This window comes from Caproiciproducens sp. MSJ-32, assembly GCF_018918055.1.
Taxonomy (GTDB): Bacteria; Bacillota; Clostridia; order Clostridiales; family Clostridiaceae; genus Clostridium.
This window is the reverse complement of the sequence record NZ_JAHLPS010000071.1, coordinates 1-17,564: the sequence shown is the minus strand read 5'-3', so window position 1 is coordinate 17,564 and position 17,564 is coordinate 1. Positions and strand designations below refer to the sequence as shown.

Genomic DNA, 17,564 nt, shown 5'->3' with positions numbered 1-17,564 from the left:
CCATTACCACAAACAGGACAACGAGGATATCCTCTCAATATACGATTTTTCTTACCCCTACAATCTTCAAAAGTAAACTGACGTCTACAGTCTTTACATTGATATTTTTGATTACCTGCTTTGTCTTTTCCAAAGCGATAGAGATTTTGACTATGGCATCTTGGACATGAAATTTTATTCAATAATTTGCACATAATTTCATCTCTCCTTCGGAGGCATTTTGTTTTTCTCTATATATAAGATAACTCAAAGGGGAGATGAAATTCAAATATCATATAACTTAACAAAACTTGAAAGAGAAGAAGGAAATCTAAGATTTTATGCTGCTGGTGGAGATGGAACCTTAAATGAAGTAGTAAATGGAATTAAGGGATATGATAATGCAAGTGTTGGAGTATTGCCCTATGGAACAGGAAATGACTTCGTAATAAGTTTTGATAATATAGACTTTTTTGATCTAATGGGACAAGTTATGGGCAAAAGTGTAAAAGTTGATTTACTTAGGGTTAAAGATACAAGCTACATAAATATCTGTAATATAGGTTTTGATGCAAAGGTTGCAAGTAATGTGAATAAATTTAAAAAGCTTTCTTTTATTAGCGGAGGAACTGCTTATACTTTAGCTTTATTTTATTCTTTAGTACATAGAATGCATCAAAATTTTGAAATCCTTCTTGATAATAAGGAAGTCATTAAAGGAAAATTTTTATTATGTACCTTTTCAAATGGAGTTTCTTATGGGGGAGGCTATAATGCTGCTCCTTTAGCCAAAGTAAATTATGGTCTTATTGATGTCTGCATTGTTAAAAAGGTTTCAAGATTTAAGCTTGTAAAATTACTAGGACTATATAAAAATGGTAAACACTTAGATAATGAAGAAATCAGCAGATATATAATTTATAAGAAGTGAAAAAATATTAGCATTAGTTCTAATGGGAAATTTTGCATTTCTGTAGATGGCGAAATTTTTGAGGATAATAAATTGGACCTTTCAATTGAAGAAGAGGCAATAAATTTCCTAGTGCCAAAGATTGAGGAAGAAGTAAGAATTCCGTCAGTATCAGCAATTACTATTTAATAAAGGTGGTAGAAGAATGAGTAGTTATATAGAATTTAAAAATGTAACAAAGAAATATAAAATGGGAGAAGTTGATATTGAGGCCCTAAGGGGTGTTTCTTTTGCCATTGAAAAAGGTGAATTTGTAGTAGTAGCAGGGGCAAGCGGGGCTGGTAAGAGTACAATTTTAAATATTCTGGGAGGAATGGATAGCCCTACTAGCGGCGACATAATTGTGGAAGGCAATAATATTGCAAAATATAATGAAAAGCAGCTTACAACTTATAGAAGATATGATATCGGCTTTGTTTTTCAATTTTATAATTTAGTTCAAAACCTAACAGCTCTAGAAAATGTAGAATTAGCAAGTCAAATTTCAAAAAAACCATTAGATCCAGCAGAAACTTTAGAGGCGGTTGGTTTGGCTGATAGAAAGTTTAACTTCCCAGCTCAATTATCTGGGGGAGAGCAGCAAAGGGTTGCCATAGCAAGGGCCTTAGCAAAAAATCCAAAGCTTCTTTTATGTGATGAACCGACTGGAGCCTTAGATTATAATACAGGAAAAGCAATTTTAAAACTCCTTCAAGATACCTGCAGAAAATATAATATGACTGTGGTTATTATAACCCACAATCTAGCTATAACACCTATGGGTGATAAGGTTATTAAAGTCAAAAATGGAATGATTGAAAGTGTAACAATAAATGAAAATCCTCTTCCTGTAGAAAGGATTGAATGGTAATGTTTAAAAATGCTTTTATGAAGGATGTTTTTAAAGATATAGTAAAAAATAAGGGACGGTTTATTTCTATCTTTGCAATAATTGCCTTAGGAGTTGCCTTCTTTTCAGGTATAAAGATTTCTCCAATTGCAATGAAAAAGACTGCAGATAAGTACTATGACGATTATAACTTTATGGATATAACAATATATTCAACTTTAGGCTTAACAGAAGATGATATTAAAGAAATAAAGAAGGTTGATGGAGTTTTAGATGTTTTTCCAACCTATTCCTTAGATGCAGTAATAAAGGATGAAGGTTCAGAAAAGGTATTAAAGGTAATGGGAATTCCTATTAAGGAGGAACAGAAGGTAAATCAATATAAGCTAATGGAAGGAAGACTTCCAGAAAAAGAAGATGAATGTCTTGTTGAAGAAGGAAAGCTGGAGAGCTTAAATTTGGAAATTGGAGATAAAATTACTCTTTATTCAGGTACTTCTGAAGATTTAAAGGAAAAGCTGGATATTGTTGAATATAAAATTGTTGGAAAGGTAAGAACTCCAATTTATTTATCCTTTGAAAAAGGCTCTTCCTCCATAGGTAATGGTAAAATTTCTAGTTTTATTGTTGTTCCACAAGAAAACTTTAAAATTGAAGCTTTCACAGAGGCTTATCTAACCATAGATGGAGCAAAGGAACTAAACTCATATTCTGACAAATACTTTGACTTAATAGATGAAAGCAAAATTTTATTAGAAAGCCTTGGCAGTGAAAGGGCAGATATAAGATATAATGATATAATCGCCGAAGCTACTAAAAAATTAAATGAAGGCAAGGCTGAGTTAGAAGAGCAAAGAAAAAAGGGACAAGAGGAATTAGATAAGGCTAAAAAGGAAATAGAAGAGGGAGAAAAGAAATTAGAAGAGGGAGAAAAAGAATTAAACAAAAAAGAAATGGAATTTAAACTTACTATGGTTAAGGCTGAAAATGAACTTTCTCTTGCAGAATATAAAATAACTGATGGAAAAGCAGCCTTAGAAGCTGCAAAGAAAACTTTAGAAACACAAGAAGCAGCAGCTGAAAGCAGCATTAAAATTGCAAAGGAAACCCTAAAAAGTTTGCAAAATAATAGAAATGATATTGATAAAAGAATTAAGGAAGCTGAAGAAGCTATAAATAAATTAAATATATCCGAAGAAGAAAAAAAGCTTTTAAAAGCCCAACTAGAAAGTTTATTTGAAAATAGGGCAGAAATTGATAAAGGAATTGCCTATATAGAAAATCAAATAAAGACCAGTGAAGAGCAATTAGAAGCTGGAAGGGCAGAAATAGCAAAGAAGGAAGAAGAACTAGCAAATGGTGAAAAGCAATTAGCAGAAAAGAAAAGGGAATTTGAGGAAGGAAAGCAGAAGGCTGAGAAACAGTTTAAAGAAGCTAAGCTGGAACTTGAAAATAGAAAGAAAGATTTAGAAAAAGGTAAAGAAGAATATGAAAAGGGAAAGTTAACCTTTGAAAAAGAAATATCTGCTGCAGAAGCAAAAATTAAAAAAGCAGAAAATGACATTAAGGCTATTAAAGAGCCAAGCTGGTATGTTTTAAATAGAGAAGAAGGAAACTATTCCTATATTGATTACAGAAGTAATGCTGAAAGTATAGATAAATTAGCGAAAGTATTCCCAGTTTTCTTTTTCCTAGTTGCAGCCTTAGTATGTTTAACAAGCATGACAAGAATGGTAGATGAGCAAAGAATAAATATAGGAACCTTAAAGGCTTTAGGTTATTCAAAGGGGAAGATAGTATCAAAATATCTTATATACTCTTTCTCTGCAAGCTTTTTAGGTAGTATCCTAGGATTAGCTATTGGCTATACCCTTTTTCCAACAGTAGTTATAACTGCTTATGGAATTATGTACACTATTCCAGGAGTTGAGCTGGATTTTAATATTCCATTGGCCTTGGCTGTAAGTTTAGTAGCAATTTTAGTTACAACAGTATCTTCCTTCTTTGCTTGTTATAAGGAACTTATGGAAACACCTTCAGCTCTTATGAGACCAAAGGCACCAAAAGAAGGAAAAAGAATATTATTAGAAAGAATAGGCTTTATTTGGAATAAATTAAGCTTTATAGGAAAGGTTACAGTTAGAAATCTATTTAGGTATAAAAAGAGATTCTTTATGACAGTTTTTGGAATAGCTGGATGTACGGCCTTAATTGTAACAGGCTTTGGTATAAAGGACTCTATAAAAACAATAATCAACAAACAATTTGGAGAACTATTTAAATATAGTTTATCTGTAAGCATAGACAAAGAAGCTGGAGATCTAGAAAAAGATGAACTTCTTTCTTATATAAGCAATTTATCAGCTGTTGATAAGTCCCTTATGGTATTAAGTGAAAATGCAAAATATAAAGCTCCTGATGGAGATAAGGATATTACTATTATTGTTCCGAAATCTCAAGAAGAATTTAAAGATTTTGTAACTTTAAAAAATAGAAAAACAAATGAGAGCTACTCCTTAAATAATAAGGGAATAATAATATCAGAAAAAGCTGCAAGAGATGCAGGGGTTAAGCTTGGAGATGAAGTAAAAGTAAAGATTAATAATATAGAAGCTTCCCTAAAGGTGGAAGGAATAGCAGAAAACTACACAATGAACTATATTTATATGACTGAAAAATATTATAAAGACAGCTACGACCTAAATATAAATTATAATTCCATATTAGTTAATACTTTAGAAAATGCAGATGAAGAGGAAATTTCAAAAATAATCATGGAGAATTCCATAGTAAAGGGTGTGTCCTTTAATACAAGTTTAAAGGAAAACTTTGATAATACAATTAAAAATCTAAATTATGTTGTACTAATTCTTATAGTTTCAGCAGGCTCCCTTGCCTTTGTTGTACTATATAATTTAACTAACTTAAATATCAGCGAAAGAATGAGAGAAATTGCAACTATTAAGGTATTAGGCTTCTATAATAATGAAGTTTCGGCTTATATTTATAGGGAAAATGTATTGCTGACCTTTATAGGTATTGTCCTAGGAGAGTTTTTAGGAATACTTCTTCACAGATTCATTATGGTAACTGTTGAAATGGACAATATGATGTTTGGAAGAAACATTGATTTAATAAGCTTTATAATATCAGCAGTATTAACAGTAGCATTTTCAGTATTAGTCAATATTGTAATGTATTATAAGCTAAAGAAAGTAAAAATGGTTGAATCCTTAAAATCAGTAGATTAGTTTTAAAAGATAAAGACACTCAAAGGAGTGTCTTTATTATTTTTAGCAAATTTGGATGATTTTTAATAAATACTCGTAGAAATATAACTATTTTAGTCGAAATAATTGTAATTTATGGATTTATTTAATATAATTGGATAAGAAAATATGATGCTTCTCATTAAAAATATAAAAAATTATAATTTTTCCTTATAGGCAGCATTTATATTTTCTATTGTAATAACAACTATACCAGTAGGCCAGTTTGATTTATTAATAAAAATTTGAATAAATCTGAAAAGCCCTCGGTGCTTTTCTTAAAAAGGGGGGATAATCATTGTTTAAAGAAGCTGGTGTAAATTTAGTTCCTATTTTGCATGTCATTATTCCAATAACATTAGGGATATTAACGGCTTATGTATATAATAGATATCTTTCAAATAAAAAAATTAAAGGAATGTTGGCTTGTTTTTCTGTAAGTTTTCTTTATCATTTTATTTTATCCTTTTTTACTGCTAGCAGAGATGAAATGCTTATTATCTGGGTTTTATTTGTTTGGAACTCAACTTTAATTGTTATGAGCTATAAGTTATTTTCATATATTTATAATAAATAATTTTGCGTCTATCCTTTCTTAAAGATTCGAGAAGGGAGTTTTTCTTTTAAATAAGGGGAAAGGAGTAATTTATGAAATATAAGGATGTGAAGTTAGAGGACTATATTTATAAGCAAAATAAGAAAAATGTTTTTCCTTGTGAAGAGCTAATTATGGCAAGAAGAAAAAATTAATTCGGAGGTAGAAGAATGAAAAAGAAAATTATTCTAATTATAGCGAGCCTCTTATTAGCTCTATTTTTTTATATACTTTTTACACAGCCTATAAGTCTTTTTAAGATAAAGGAAGTAGAATTTACTGAAGGAAAAAATTTAAACAGCCTATTAACAAAAGAAGAACTAAAAGAGGATATAGAAAAGCTTATAGAAATAGTTGAAAATACCCATCCAATATTTCTAGAGAAAGTTCCTGAAAAATATTACCAAGCCAAAGAAGAACTTTTATCCAGCAGCAATAAGTCCATAACTGTTTATGAATTTCAAGAAAAAATATCTAAATATTTATCCTCAATAAATGATGGACATACTGCCTTAAGGTGGACAGAGGACAGTATTTTAGATGTTAAATGGATATATAAAAATGGAAAGCTTCTATTGTTAGATGAAGAAAATCAAGCAACTAATAAAATAGTGAGAAAAATAGGAAATATAGATATAGAGTTAATAGCAGATAAGATTAAAGAGACCTTTCCTGCTGAAAACTATATGGCAGAAGCTAAAAATATCGCAAAATATTCAAAAGCTAAACTACTATTAGAAAGGCTGGGAGTAAAAACTGGAGAAAATATCAATCTTACAATAGAAAATAATGACTTGCTAGAAAATATGGCAGTAGAATTTGTAAATTCTAATAATACAAAGAATAGGGATTACTCTATTTATGCTAAAAAACTTGAGGATAATATTGCCTATATAAAATTAGAAATATGCGAAGTTAATCTTGCATTAGAAAGAGTTTTAAAAGATATAGAAAGTTATTTAAAGGAGGGAGTTAAAAATTTTATAATAGATCTATCTGATAATCCTGGGGGAAATTCACTAGCCTGCTCAAAAATCTTAGAAGCTCTTAATATGAAAGCTGGGAAATATACATCAGTAATAAGATTTTCACCCCTAGCCCAAGAACAAAGGGGCTATTTAAGAAGAAGGGGAAGTATTAGATTAAGGGGCAGCAATAAAGTTGTAAAAAATCAAGATATTAATTTATATCTTTTAACAAACGAAAATACATTTAGTTCAGCTCAAATGTTTGCTGTCTTTGTTAGAGATGGAAATCTTGGCACTATTATTGGAAGGGCAAGCAGTAATAGCCCCTCCTCCTATGGAGATATAATTCAGTTTCAATTAGAAAATTCAAAATTAATAGGACAAGTCTCCCATAAAAAATGGATAAGACCTGATATTAGTAAGGAAGATGAAAAAGTCCTAGAGCCTGATATATATGTGGATTATGGCGAAGACTTGTTAGAGAGAGCCCTTAAAGAAATAAAATAGATATTTCACAATATAATTTTCTAGGAATAGAATAAATAGAAGAATAATTCTTAGGAGATTTTGATGGAATATAATAGAATATACAAGGAAATAGGTTTTAAAACCGAAATAGAAAGATTAAAAAAGCAGGCCTACTTGGGACATAAAAAGGAAATTAGAATGCTAAAAATGCTGGGACTTAAAGATAAAAGCAATATATTAGAAGTAGGCTGTGGACCTGGTTTTTATACAAAAATTTTGCTAAAGGCTTTTCCAAATTCGAATATTACCTCTTCAGATAAGGATGAAAATTTTTTAAGATATGCAGATAAAAGCTTTGATGACAGCTATATAGAAAGGCTTGCCTTTGTAAAAGACGATATTACTAAATCTTCCTTGCCTGATGAATACTTTGACTTTGTTATAGCGAGGTTTGTTTTTCAGCATCTAGATAAACCTGTAGAAGCCCTAAAAGAAATTCACAGGCTTTTAAGGCCAGGAGGAAAGGTTTTTATCATAGATGTTGACAGCGATTTATGGGGGACTAGCTTCCCAAAGAATAATGCTATAGAGACCATTAATAAAAATATTGGGGAATTACAAAGCAGATTAAATGGAAATAGAAAGATAGGAAGTGCCCTAGTCAGCCTATTAAAGGGAGTAGGCTTTAGGAAGCTGGATATTGAAGCTGTAGTAAACCATAGCGATATATTAGGTAAGGAGAACTTTAGAACTAAAATTAATGAAGAGCTGATAAAGGATAATAGAATTGCCCTATTAATGAAGGAATATAACAAATTTTTTGATTTAGACTATTCATCAATTATGATTTTAAAGCTTGTTATTTGTGGAGAAAAGTAAATATGGCAGAGCTGCCAGTAAATACTCCTTAAGCTTAGCGGCTTTATATAGTATAATGTAGCTGATATGCTGCTGTGTTAGGTTTAGGGGGGATAGGTTTGAAGAAGGTTAACCCGTTAGAAGGAATAGAGAAGGGTACCATTGGTAACTATATTAGCAGGTTTGAAAATAATCAGTTATATTCTAGCTTTTATTTAAAGGAAGATTTAGAAAAAATTGAATATTTATTAAGGAAATCTACTTTAGAAATGAAGGCAATGAAGGTGAAATTGAGTGGACAACCTTTTGTATCTTTACTTTTCAAATTTGCAGGAAATAATAAATATATTTATGGCAGGCTTTATAATACATTAGATGAAAAGGATAAGGAGCATTTGGAAGTTCTGCTTTTTCAAAGAGAAATACCGATTTCCTTTGTAGATATAGATAACAATATTATAAAAACAGTAATGGTAGAAAATGATTTTAAAGATTATCTAAAAAAAGTATTTATAGCAAAAAATATAGAAACAATTCAAATAGCCAAAGATCATAATGAAGAATATAACTTAGGTCAGCTTTGGAGAGAAATTTTATAGAAGTGGTAATAGCCACTTCTTTTTGTTATAATAAAACAATATATAATAATTTATAAGTGAAAATAAACTAAAAGTCCCTGCTATAAATTAATAATTAAGGTGATAGCAATGATAAAAAATATACTAATAGAAAAATTCAAAAAGTCTACTAGTGGTAAAAATGAAAAAGCTGGGAAGGCTGTATTAGATAATGATTTAATCTCTGATTTTAAGGTCTCTTATAATGAGGACATAATTAATATAGCTTCAAATGTATTATCAGAGAATTTTTTTAGCGAATATAATTCAAAGTTAAGCATAGATATTAACACAAGGGATCTTGTCTCAAGTTATTGCAGCTGTGAGGATTATGAAAAAAATGAATTAAAAAAGCATAATTATTGCTGCAGCCACTTATATGCAACTTTCTATAAATTTTTAGATTATATAGAGGAAAATGAAGAGATTAGAAAGCTGCTAAATAAAGAAGAAAAAAATGATATAGTCTTTAAGAGCAGTACTGAAGGCAGCGGAATTCTTAATTTACTCCTTGAGGACAATAAAAAAGAAGAAATAAAGCTGGAAGTCTATTTAAATAGATTAGGAATAAAAAACACTTTAACTGCCCAGTTTAAAATAGGCTTAAAGGGTTTATCCAGCAATAAATTATATGTTGTAAAGGATATAAACCAGCTTCTTGTAGCTTATTATAATAAAATTCCAATAAATTATGGTAAGGATTTTACTTTTAACCTAAGAAATCAAAAGTTAAATATTAATGAGAGAAGAATTTTTGATTTCCTTCAGAAGGTAAAGGAAGTTGAACTAACAGCCTCAGCCTTTACAAGAAGGCAGGATAAGTATATAGACGGAAAATATTTAAGGATACCCGAATTTTTAATAAAGGAATTTATGTCGATTATTTCAAATAATAGGATTTATTTAGATGAGGGATTTTTTTATAGACCTGTTGAAAGCGAAATAATCTTTGACAAGCCAAACCTAAAAATTCACCTAAAGGCCTTAAGCAATGAATATATTCTGGGAATTGAGGATGGAATTCCAGAAAAACTTAATAAGGAAGGCTCTGTTTTCTTGTATGGAAGCAGTATTTATATACCAGATTCAAAATACTGCTATGAAATTGCCCCTTATTTAGATATTTTTAAGGATAAGAGCTATATATCTTTAAATATTGAAGAGGAAAACAGAATTTTAAGCATCCTTCTTCCAAAGCTTTATACCCTATCAGATTATGTAGAAATAAATAAAAAGATCAAAGATAAGATAGTTAAGGAAGAAGCAGAATTTAATTTCTACTTTGATAAGATTAGAAAGGATGTTGTTCTGACTGTAAAGGTTAAGTATGGCAAATATGAGTTTAATATCTTTGGAGATTATAAGGGAAAGATTATTTATAGGGATTTAAAAAAGGAGGAAAGGGTATTAAGCCTTTTAAAATCCCTAGGCTTTGATTCCTCAAATGAAAAGTTTTATTTACTATTAGGAGACGATTACCTTTTTAATTTTTTCAAAAGTGATATAGCAAAGCTTCAGGAAATAGGAAATGTTTATTATTCAGAAAACTTTAAAATAATAAAGAAAGTGTTAGGCAGGAATATTTTTGGAGAAGTTAAGCCAGGGAAGTATGACTACTTTGAATTTAAATTTAAGGTAGATGACATTTCTCCTGAGGAAATGAAAAACATTATCCTTGCCATAAGGGATAATAAGAAATATTATAAATTAGAAAATGGAGAATTTTTAGACTTAGAGGAAATTGAATTTAAAAACTTTGCTAAGCTTTTAGAAATGCTATCCTTTGATAATGAAATCATAGGAGATACAATAAGATTTAATAAAAATAAGGCCCTATATGTTGATGACTATATTAAGGAAAATAAGCTAAGATACATTAAGGGAAAAGCTGAACTAGCTAAAATTCAAAAGAAAGTAAGGGAAATATCCAAGCTAAGCTTTGAAGTTCCTAAAAACTTAAGGGCAGAACTTAGGGAATATCAAAAGGAAGGCTATAACTATTTAAAGGCTATTGATTATTTAGGCTTTGGTGCTATTTTAGGGGATGAAATGGGCCTTGGTAAGACCATACAGGCTATCAGCTTTATTTTATCCTCCCTTCCTTCTAAAGGCCTGGTAGTTGCTCCAACCTCCTTAATATATAATTGGAGCAATGAATTTGAAAAATTTGCCCCAGATATAAAATATTTAGTGGTAAATGGTTCAAAAGAAGAAAGGCAGAAACTGCTTGAAAATATAGAAGATGTAGATGTTATAATAACAACTTATAACCTAATCAAAAGGGACTTAGAATTTTATGAGAAAATAGAATTTGACTATTTCTTTATAGATGAGGCCCAAAATATAAAAAATGCCTCTTCCCAAAATGCAGAAGCAGTAAAAGCAATAAAGGCAAGGACTAAATTTGCATTAACAGGAACCCCTGTTGAAAATTCCTTGATGGAATTATGGTCAATTTTTGATTTTATAATGCCTGGATACCTTTTTGATGAAAAGAAGTTTTCAGTTAGATATCATAAAAGGCTTAATGAATCTGAGGAAATATTAGACGAATTAAATAAGCTAATTAAACCTTTTGTATTGAGAAGATACAAAAGGGATGTTATAAGGGAATTGCCAGAGAAGATAGAGAAAAAGCTTATTATTCCAATGACAGAGGAACAGGCGAAGGTATATAAGGTATATGCAGACTATGCAGTTAAGCTTATAGAAAAGAAGGTTAAGGAAGATGAGCTAAGCACAAGCAAGATTGAAATTTTATCTTATATTACAAAGCTAAGGCAGCTTTGCTTAGATCCTTCTGTAATAATTAATGACTATGCTGGTACTAGTGGTAAAATTGATGCCTTGCTAGAAATTTTAAACCAGGCTATTTCAGAAAAACATAAAATATTAGTTTTCTCCCAATTTACATCTGTCCTTAAAAATATTAAAGTAAGGCTAGAGTTAGAAGGAATAAAATACAGCTATCTAGACGGAACAGTTTCATCAGAAAAGAGAATTGAATTGGTAGATGAATTTAATAAGAGCGATAAATCAGTTTTTCTAATTAGTTTAAAAGCTGGAGGCACAGGTCTTAACTTGACTTCAGCGGATATCGTAATTCACTTTGATCCTTGGTGGAACCCAGCAGTAGAAGATCAAGCTACAGATAGGGCCCATAGATTTGGACAAAGGAATGTGGTAGAAGTAATTAAGCTTATAGCTAAGGATTCTATTGAAGAAAAAATAGTAAATCTTCAGGAGGAAAAAAGGAAGCTTATTGAGAAGATTATAGATAATAATGTGGATATATCAACCATTAATACTTTAACTGAAGAAGATATATTAAGTATTTTTGCCATAAGTTAATATCTTTCAAGAAAGTTTTGGAAGGATTATTTATAAAATCTTCTCCTGAGTTTTATCTTAAAATATATTGGCAGATAAATAGATAATTATTGTGATTCACAAGCAAGAAAATAGTAAAAAAATCTTTGGGGCATAAAATATGCTGACTTTTAAATTTCTTTGGAAAGAGGAAAAAGCTTTTAAAAGAAGAGAAAAAAGAGCTTATTCATGGGGGACTTTCTAAGAAGGTTATAAAAACAAGGATGGCTAATTATTATTAAATAAGCTGAAAGTCTCATAAAATATTAAGAGGAAGCAGGAATGAGACTTTAATTTGTAATTAAATCCTTTTCTCAATGCTCCTCTTAAGTTCCCTTTTAATATATTGGCCTTTATTTATTTTATAGAATTTGCTAAGGGATATTTAAAATATATTTTATTAATATAAAAGCTTAATTATATGAAATTTTTAAGGGAAGACAGGCTGTGATTTTCAAAAGCCTTGAAAATACAGAGTATAGAAGTTATAATGAATATGTAAAGGGGACAGAAAAAGGCCTATTTTAGCTTGTACAAGTAAGTAAAAATATAAATTTTAAGCTCGTCCACAAATATCAATAAAGCTTGAAAAAATCAGGGCTGGCGAAAAATTTGATTTAAGTGTAATTTCCATTAAAACAAGGATTGAAAATTCTGGTATCAGTACTAAATCAAGAACTTCTTATTTCTATTTAAATAGTAGTTCCATTAAAACAAGTATTTAAAGACAAACTAAAATACACCTCTAATAATTCTTTTTATTAAAAGCAGAGTTTTTTAAAAAATAATTATTAGGCCTATAGAGCTTTCGAATCTACTTGAAGATATTTAGATTTTTAAAATAGTAGAGTCCATAATAGAAAGTATAAAATCAGTAATTAGTTCCATTTATAAAAAATCTCTTTTGTTTATATAAAACTTATCTTCTTTAATCTATTGATTAAATATTGTATAAATTTGATAATTTGCATAGAAGACTAAAAAATTATAGGCAGATTTAAGTAATTGTTGTGTTGATAGATGATCATATTCCATGAGAGGATATTTTACTTAAATGCTTCAAGGCCTAAATTGTATAAATACGGGTAGATAGTCCTATAATTTACATTAAGCATTGTGTTAAAGATAAAGCATAGTATTGGAATTTAGATAAGATTATATCTAATGTCAGATAAGAGGGCTAGGTGGATAGTAGCAATTGTCCTTAGGTAGAAATCCTTAGCTGAAAAAACAGGCTTTAAAATAATAAAGATTTAACTAAAAAGTTGCCAAATAGGAGCTTTCCTAATGGCAATTTTTTTATTTTCCCTTATTTAAAAAATGAAAAAGCTTGTATATATAATAATTAAAAATAGAAAATTTATATTCAACCTTTCTTAAAAAACAGTAATAACTTTATGTTTATAATACTTAATAAAAATAAAGTAAACTAAAAGTCTATTATTAGAGTAGCAAAAAATAAGAATTATACAGTAATTCACAATGGTTTCTTAACAGATAGCAGATTAAGCTTAAAAGCTAAGGGCTTACTTGCTTACTTTTCAAGCAAACCTGATGATTGGAGCTTTTATACAAATGAAATATTTAAAAATTGCAAGGATGGAAAGGACAGCATATCAACAGCCATAAAGGAATTAATAAGCTGTGGATATGTTAAAAGATTAAGAAAGAGAGATGAAAAGGGCAAATTTGTTAGAGGGTCAGAATTTATAGTATATGAAACACCTAGTTTAATTGAAATTGATGAAGAGGACGAAATAAATATGGATAGTCCAGAACTGGAAGAAGCGATAAAGGACAATTCCTATTCTGAAAAGTCAAATATGGAAAATCCAAAGGGCAAAAATCCAAAATTAGAAATGCCTAATGAGGAATTTCCTCACTGTGAAACTCCAAATTTGAAAAATCCGCCCCTACTAAATACTAAAATAAATACTCAAAGGAAGCTGTAAAGGAAGCTATGATTGAAGCAATAAAAAATAATAAATATACTTTAAGCTATGTGGAAGGCATTCTTAAAAACAGATATAAAAGGCAGAAAGAGTTAGAAGAGAAAAATTGGGGAGCTTCCGCATCAGGTTATGAAGATTTAATTCTAAATCTGGATGATCTATGGGATTAAGCTTAAAACTCCTTAAGAATTTACCCTATTTTATAAAATAAAGGGATAAATACACAAGGCAATAATTCCTGCTCCAATCATCACATAGATAGGATTTAGCTTCCATTTTCTAAGAACAAAGAAGGAAAGGAAAAAGATTAAAAGCGCAACAAAATCTATGCTTTCAATGTCAAGGGAGATCTTTTCTTCTTTCCATAAGGCTAAAGTTATTAAAGATAAGGCTGCTGATGTAATCATGGCAATAACTGCTGGCCTAAGCCCCTTTAAAACAGATTGAACTGCAGACAACCCCCTGTATTTATAGTAAATATAAGCTAAAATAAGCACTATAATGCAGGAAGGAAGTACAGAAGCAATAGTTGCAACAATAGCTCCTAAAATGCCAGCTATACGCATTCCTACAAAGCTTGCAGCATTAATTCCTATTGGGCCAGGAGTCATTTGAGAAATTGTTATTACATCTGCAAATTCTCTCATATTCAGCCATCCATTAATCTCAACAATTTGATTTTGAATAAGAGGCATGGCTGCATAACCACCACCAAAGGTAAATAGACCTACTTGAAAGAAACTCCAAAATAATTTAAGGTATATCAGTTTAATCAGCTCCTTTTCTTCTATCTTTTGAAAAGTACATGGAAGCAATTCCTATCAAGCCGCTTAGTAAAATAATAATTACAACATTAATATTCAGGAAAAAGGAAGCTATAAAGGCAGCAAACATAACAATTATAGGCATAAGCTTTCTTTCCTTAAAAATATCAGTTATCATGCTGACTGATACATCAAGAACAACTGCAGCAACTCCAGCCTGCATTCCTTTTAGTATGTATTTTACAAAGATGTTTTCAATAAAAGCAGAGTAGGCTAGTGATATAATTGATAAAATAATAAGGGGAGGGAGAATGGTTCCTATAATTGTTATAATAGCCCCCAATATTCCTGCTAAGCGATATCCAACAAGTATAGAGGCATTTACAGCCATTGCACCTGGAGATGCTTGAGCTATTGCTGTTAAGTCCAGCATTTCTTCTTCTTCAATCCATTTATACTCTTTAACAAACTTCTTTCTCATTAGAGGAACAATAACGTAACCCCCACCAAAAGTGAAGGCACTTAAAAAGAAAGTTGATTTAAATAATTTAAAATAAAAATTAAACTTTTCCTTCAAAATTTTCACCTCGATAACTTTATTATAATAGTTATCAAACTATAAGTAAAATTTTTAGTTCATAATTTTTAAAGTAAGACAAGCTCTAACTTCTGAAAGACTTGAAAATACAGACTTTAGAAGCTATAATGAATATGTAAAGGGGACAGAAAAAGGCTCATTTTAGCTTGTCCTAGTGAGTAAAAATATTAATTCTAAGCTAGTCCGCAAAAGCCAATAAATCTAGAAAAAATAAGGGTTTGCGAAAAATTTGCATTTAAGTGTTAGTTCCATTAAAACAAGGATTGAAATAAAATGATTTAACTGTTACACAAGTTTCTACAATAGAATTTAAGTGTTAGTTCCATTAAAACAAGGATTGAAATGCTAAAAAGTGGTGGCAATGTTATTGCAAATTTTCCAATTTAAGTGTTAGTTCCATTAAAACAAGGATTGAAATGGGAAACTATTTACGGAAATAGTTATAGAACCATCTGATTTAAGTGTTAGTTCCATTAAAACAAGGATTGAAATAAAATGATTTAACTGTTACACAAGTTTCTACAATAGAATTTAAGTGTTAGTTCCATTAAAACAAGGATTGAAATGCTAAAAAGTGGTGGCAATGTTATTGCAAATTTTCCAATTTAAGTGTTAGTTCCATTAAAACAAGGATTGAAATGGGAAACTATTTACGGAAATAGTTATAGAACCATCTGATTTAAGTGTTAGTTCCATTAAAACAAGGATTGAAATTAAATCCATTATTATCAATTTCCATTATTTCTAATTATTTAAGTGTTAGTTCCATTAAAACAAGGATTGAAATACTCCACCGCTTAATGTTTTTTCTACCATTAAAGCATTTAAGTGTTAGTTCCATTAAAACAAGGATTGAAATAAAGGTCAAAACTGCGAAAAATGCTGTAAAAAACAGATTTAAGTGTTAGTTCCATTAAAACAAGGATTGAAATTTGAAAGCTTCTATATACCTTAACTTCCATTGAAGATTTAAGTGTTAGTTCCATTAAAACAAGGATTGAAATCTAGTAAGCTTATACCTTCGTTTGCTATGTAGAAAATTTAAGTGTTAGTTCCATTAAAACAAGGATTGAAATTTGCTAGGAGTTTTAATAACATCATCTAAAGTTAAAGATTTAAGTGTTAGTTCCATTAAAACAAGGATTGAAATTTATTTTGAACGGGTCTTTTGGGTGTCAAGTTGTGAAATTTAAGTGTTAGTTCCATTAAAACAAGGATTGAAATGATACAAGCCAGATTATATCCCCTAAACTATACTCTAATTTAAGTGTTAGTTCCATTAAAACAAGGATTGAAATATGGAGAAATACACGCTAACCCTTCAGAATCTGATAGAATTTAAGTGTTAGTTCCATTAAAACAAGGATTGAAATATTTAGGGTAATTCCACTCAACCTAAATCCATTAAATTTAAGTGTTAGTTCCATTAAAACAAGGATTTATTTCAGTTATGAGAATTTAGGCATTAAAAATTTATGAAAAAATATTTTAACAAGAATGATTTAAAAAATTCAATTATTTAATTCAAGTGGATAGCGTCAATTTACTGTAGGAAAAAATAATTATTATTCTCCCATAAATTATGAAGAAAGTTCAATCACTTATTTCAATCACTATTAGTTTAATATCATTTTTTGGTTCACTTAATAAACCATAATTTTTCATTATAGTCTTTATGTGTTACTATTTAGTTGCTCTGTTTGTAGTTGGCTTTTATGCCCCCCTTATTGATTTCAACACCTGCCGTTGCCATGTCCTTCTTCCATCAGTTATATAGGGTAGATTGTCTAATGTTTCTGGAAGTGTTGTTTTTAGTTTCTTCTTAACTACTCTTTTTTCTAATGCTATTATTCTGTTTTCTTTTTGACTTTCTTCTTTTTTCTTGCTCAGTAATTCATACACATTGCCACCGTTAGCCCTATATACTCTTAAACGAGCCATTTGTTCTGCTCCTAGCATACTCCATCCTAATGGCCTAGAGCTTAACCTGGTGGATAATATATGGCTTATATGCCCTTCAGCACTACAACCTATATATCCTTCCTCATATCCTCTTTTAATGGCTTCCCAATGATTTAATATGTATCTTTTACAGTCCTTAACAGATTCTTTTTTACTTTCTGATTCTGTTTTTGCTATTATGAAGTTTAACAGCTCTATTACATGTTCTTTATTATGCTTATTAATGTAGGTCCATAGTGGAGCTCTTGTTTGTGGCATATGTGATGTTGCTTTTTTTACATACTGGGATAAATGAAAGTAATCTAATACAAATTCACTTCCCTTTATCCAGTGTAGCCCTTCTTTTATCCATCTTGCCCCATCACC

At 29.9% G+C, this 17,564-nt stretch carries 14 protein-coding genes, 1 pseudogene and 1 CRISPR repeat array; of the genes and pseudogenes, 11 read left to right on the top strand and 4 right to left on the bottom strand.

Annotated features, from left to right (window positions below; translation table 11 throughout):
• Nucleotides 1-194 (bottom strand): IS1/IS1595 family N-terminal zinc-binding domain-containing protein (locus KQI16_RS13025; RefSeq protein WP_442861798.1); only part of this gene is annotated, 194 nt, incomplete at its 3' end.
• A 26-nt stretch (nt 195-220) separates the two neighbouring features.
• On the opposite strand from KQI16_RS13025, the gene KQI16_RS08370 reads away from it, so the two are divergent.
• From KQI16_RS08370 to KQI16_RS08325, 11 genes and pseudogenes are all read left to right on the top strand, one after another.
• Complete coding sequence (locus KQI16_RS08370) at nt 221-910, top strand: diacylglycerol/lipid kinase family protein (protein ID WP_216433548.1); 690 nt, start codon at nt 221-223, stop codon at nt 908-910.
• Between the two features lie 184 nt (nt 911-1,094).
• On the top strand, nt 1,095-1,799 hold the full coding sequence (locus KQI16_RS08365; protein ID WP_216433547.1) for an ABC transporter ATP-binding protein: 705 nt from the start codon (nt 1,095-1,097) through the stop codon (nt 1,797-1,799).
• Nucleotides 1,799-5,029: an FtsX-like permease family protein gene (locus tag KQI16_RS08360; RefSeq protein WP_216433545.1), complete on the top strand. Its 3,231-nt coding sequence runs from the start codon at nt 1,799-1,801 to the stop codon at nt 5,027-5,029. Before KQI16_RS08365 ends, KQI16_RS08360 begins: the two co-directional genes overlap by 1 nt.
• 316 nt (nt 5,030-5,345) lie before the next feature.
• Nucleotides 5,346-5,624 (top strand): hypothetical protein, encoded by a 279-nt coding sequence (locus KQI16_RS08355; RefSeq protein ID WP_216433542.1) that lies wholly within the window; start codon nt 5,346-5,348, stop codon nt 5,622-5,624.
• 188 nt (nt 5,625-5,812) lie between these two features.
• The gene (locus tag KQI16_RS08350; protein ID WP_216433540.1) at nt 5,813-7,117 is read left to right on the top strand and encodes a S41 family peptidase; all 1,305 of its coding nucleotides are present in this window, start codon (nt 5,813-5,815) and stop codon (nt 7,115-7,117) included.
• Between the two features lie 63 nt (nt 7,118-7,180).
• Complete coding sequence (locus KQI16_RS08345) at nt 7,181-7,957, top strand: class I SAM-dependent methyltransferase (protein WP_216433538.1); 777 nt, start codon at nt 7,181-7,183, stop codon at nt 7,955-7,957.
• A 98-nt stretch (nt 7,958-8,055) separates the two neighbouring features.
• Nucleotides 8,056-8,535, top strand: coding sequence for a hypothetical protein (locus KQI16_RS08340; RefSeq protein WP_216433537.1), 480 nt, complete (start codon nt 8,056-8,058; stop codon nt 8,533-8,535).
• A 108-nt stretch (nt 8,536-8,643) separates the two neighbouring features.
• Nucleotides 8,644-11,904, top strand: coding sequence for a DEAD/DEAH box helicase (locus KQI16_RS08335; RefSeq protein WP_216433535.1), 3,261 nt, complete (start codon nt 8,644-8,646; stop codon nt 11,902-11,904).
• Nucleotides 11,905-13,361: 1,457 nt separating this feature from the next.
• A pseudogene (locus KQI16_RS13315) lies at nt 13,362-13,565 on the top strand (hypothetical protein); the annotation flags it as partial.
• Nucleotides 13,566-13,685: 120 nt separating this feature from the next.
• Nucleotides 13,686-13,874: a hypothetical protein gene (locus KQI16_RS08330; RefSeq protein ID WP_216433533.1), complete on the top strand. Its 189-nt coding sequence runs from the start codon at nt 13,686-13,688 to the stop codon at nt 13,872-13,874.
• A gap of 8 nt (nt 13,875-13,882) precedes the next feature.
• Nucleotides 13,883-14,044: a hypothetical protein gene (locus KQI16_RS08325; RefSeq protein WP_216433531.1), complete on the top strand. Its 162-nt coding sequence runs from the start codon at nt 13,883-13,885 to the stop codon at nt 14,042-14,044.
• A 30-nt stretch (nt 14,045-14,074) separates the two neighbouring features.
• Here KQI16_RS08325 and KQI16_RS08320 read toward each other — a convergent pair whose 3' ends face one another.
• The 3 genes from KQI16_RS08320 to KQI16_RS08310 all read right to left on the bottom strand — a co-directional run.
• Complete coding sequence (locus KQI16_RS08320) at nt 14,075-14,689, bottom strand: chromate transporter (protein ID WP_330654182.1); 615 nt, start codon at nt 14,687-14,689, stop codon at nt 14,075-14,077.
• The gene (locus KQI16_RS08315; protein WP_119864903.1) at nt 14,643-15,215 is read right to left on the bottom strand and encodes a chromate transporter; all 573 of its coding nucleotides are present in this window, start codon (nt 15,213-15,215) and stop codon (nt 14,643-14,645) included. Before KQI16_RS08315 ends, KQI16_RS08320 begins: the two co-directional genes overlap by 47 nt.
• A gap of 254 nt (nt 15,216-15,469) precedes the next feature.
• Nucleotides 15,470-16,681: direct repeats of the CRISPR family, unit length 37 nt; unit sequence ATTTAAGTGTTAGTTCCATTAAAACAAGGATTGAAAT.
• A gap of 268 nt (nt 16,682-16,949) precedes the next feature.
• Nucleotides 16,950-17,564: UPF0236 family transposase-like protein (locus tag KQI16_RS08310; protein ID WP_216433529.1), on the bottom strand; the 615-nt coding region annotated here is incomplete at its 5' end.

Excerpts from the sequence above, each read along its gene's own strand:
- KQI16_RS08335 (WP_216433535.1), top strand. The coding sequence starts at position 8,644 with ATGATAAAAAATATACTAATAGAAAAATTCAAAAAGTCTACTAGTGGT.
- KQI16_RS08345 (WP_216433538.1), top strand. The coding sequence starts at position 7,181 with ATGGAATATAATAGAATATACAAGGAAATAGGTTTTAAAACCGAAATA.
- KQI16_RS08360 (WP_216433545.1), top strand. The coding sequence starts at position 1,799 with ATGTTTAAAAATGCTTTTATGAAGGATGTTTTTAAAGATATAGTAAAA.
- KQI16_RS08330 (WP_216433533.1), top strand. The coding sequence starts at position 13,686 with ATGGATAGTCCAGAACTGGAAGAAGCGATAAAGGACAATTCCTATTCT.
- KQI16_RS08365 (WP_216433547.1), top strand. The coding sequence starts at position 1,095 with ATGAGTAGTTATATAGAATTTAAAAATGTAACAAAGAAATATAAAATG.
- KQI16_RS08325 (WP_216433531.1), top strand. The coding sequence starts at position 13,883 with ATGATTGAAGCAATAAAAAATAATAAATATACTTTAAGCTATGTGGAA.
- KQI16_RS08350 (WP_216433540.1), top strand. The coding sequence starts at position 5,813 with ATGAAAAAGAAAATTATTCTAATTATAGCGAGCCTCTTATTAGCTCTA.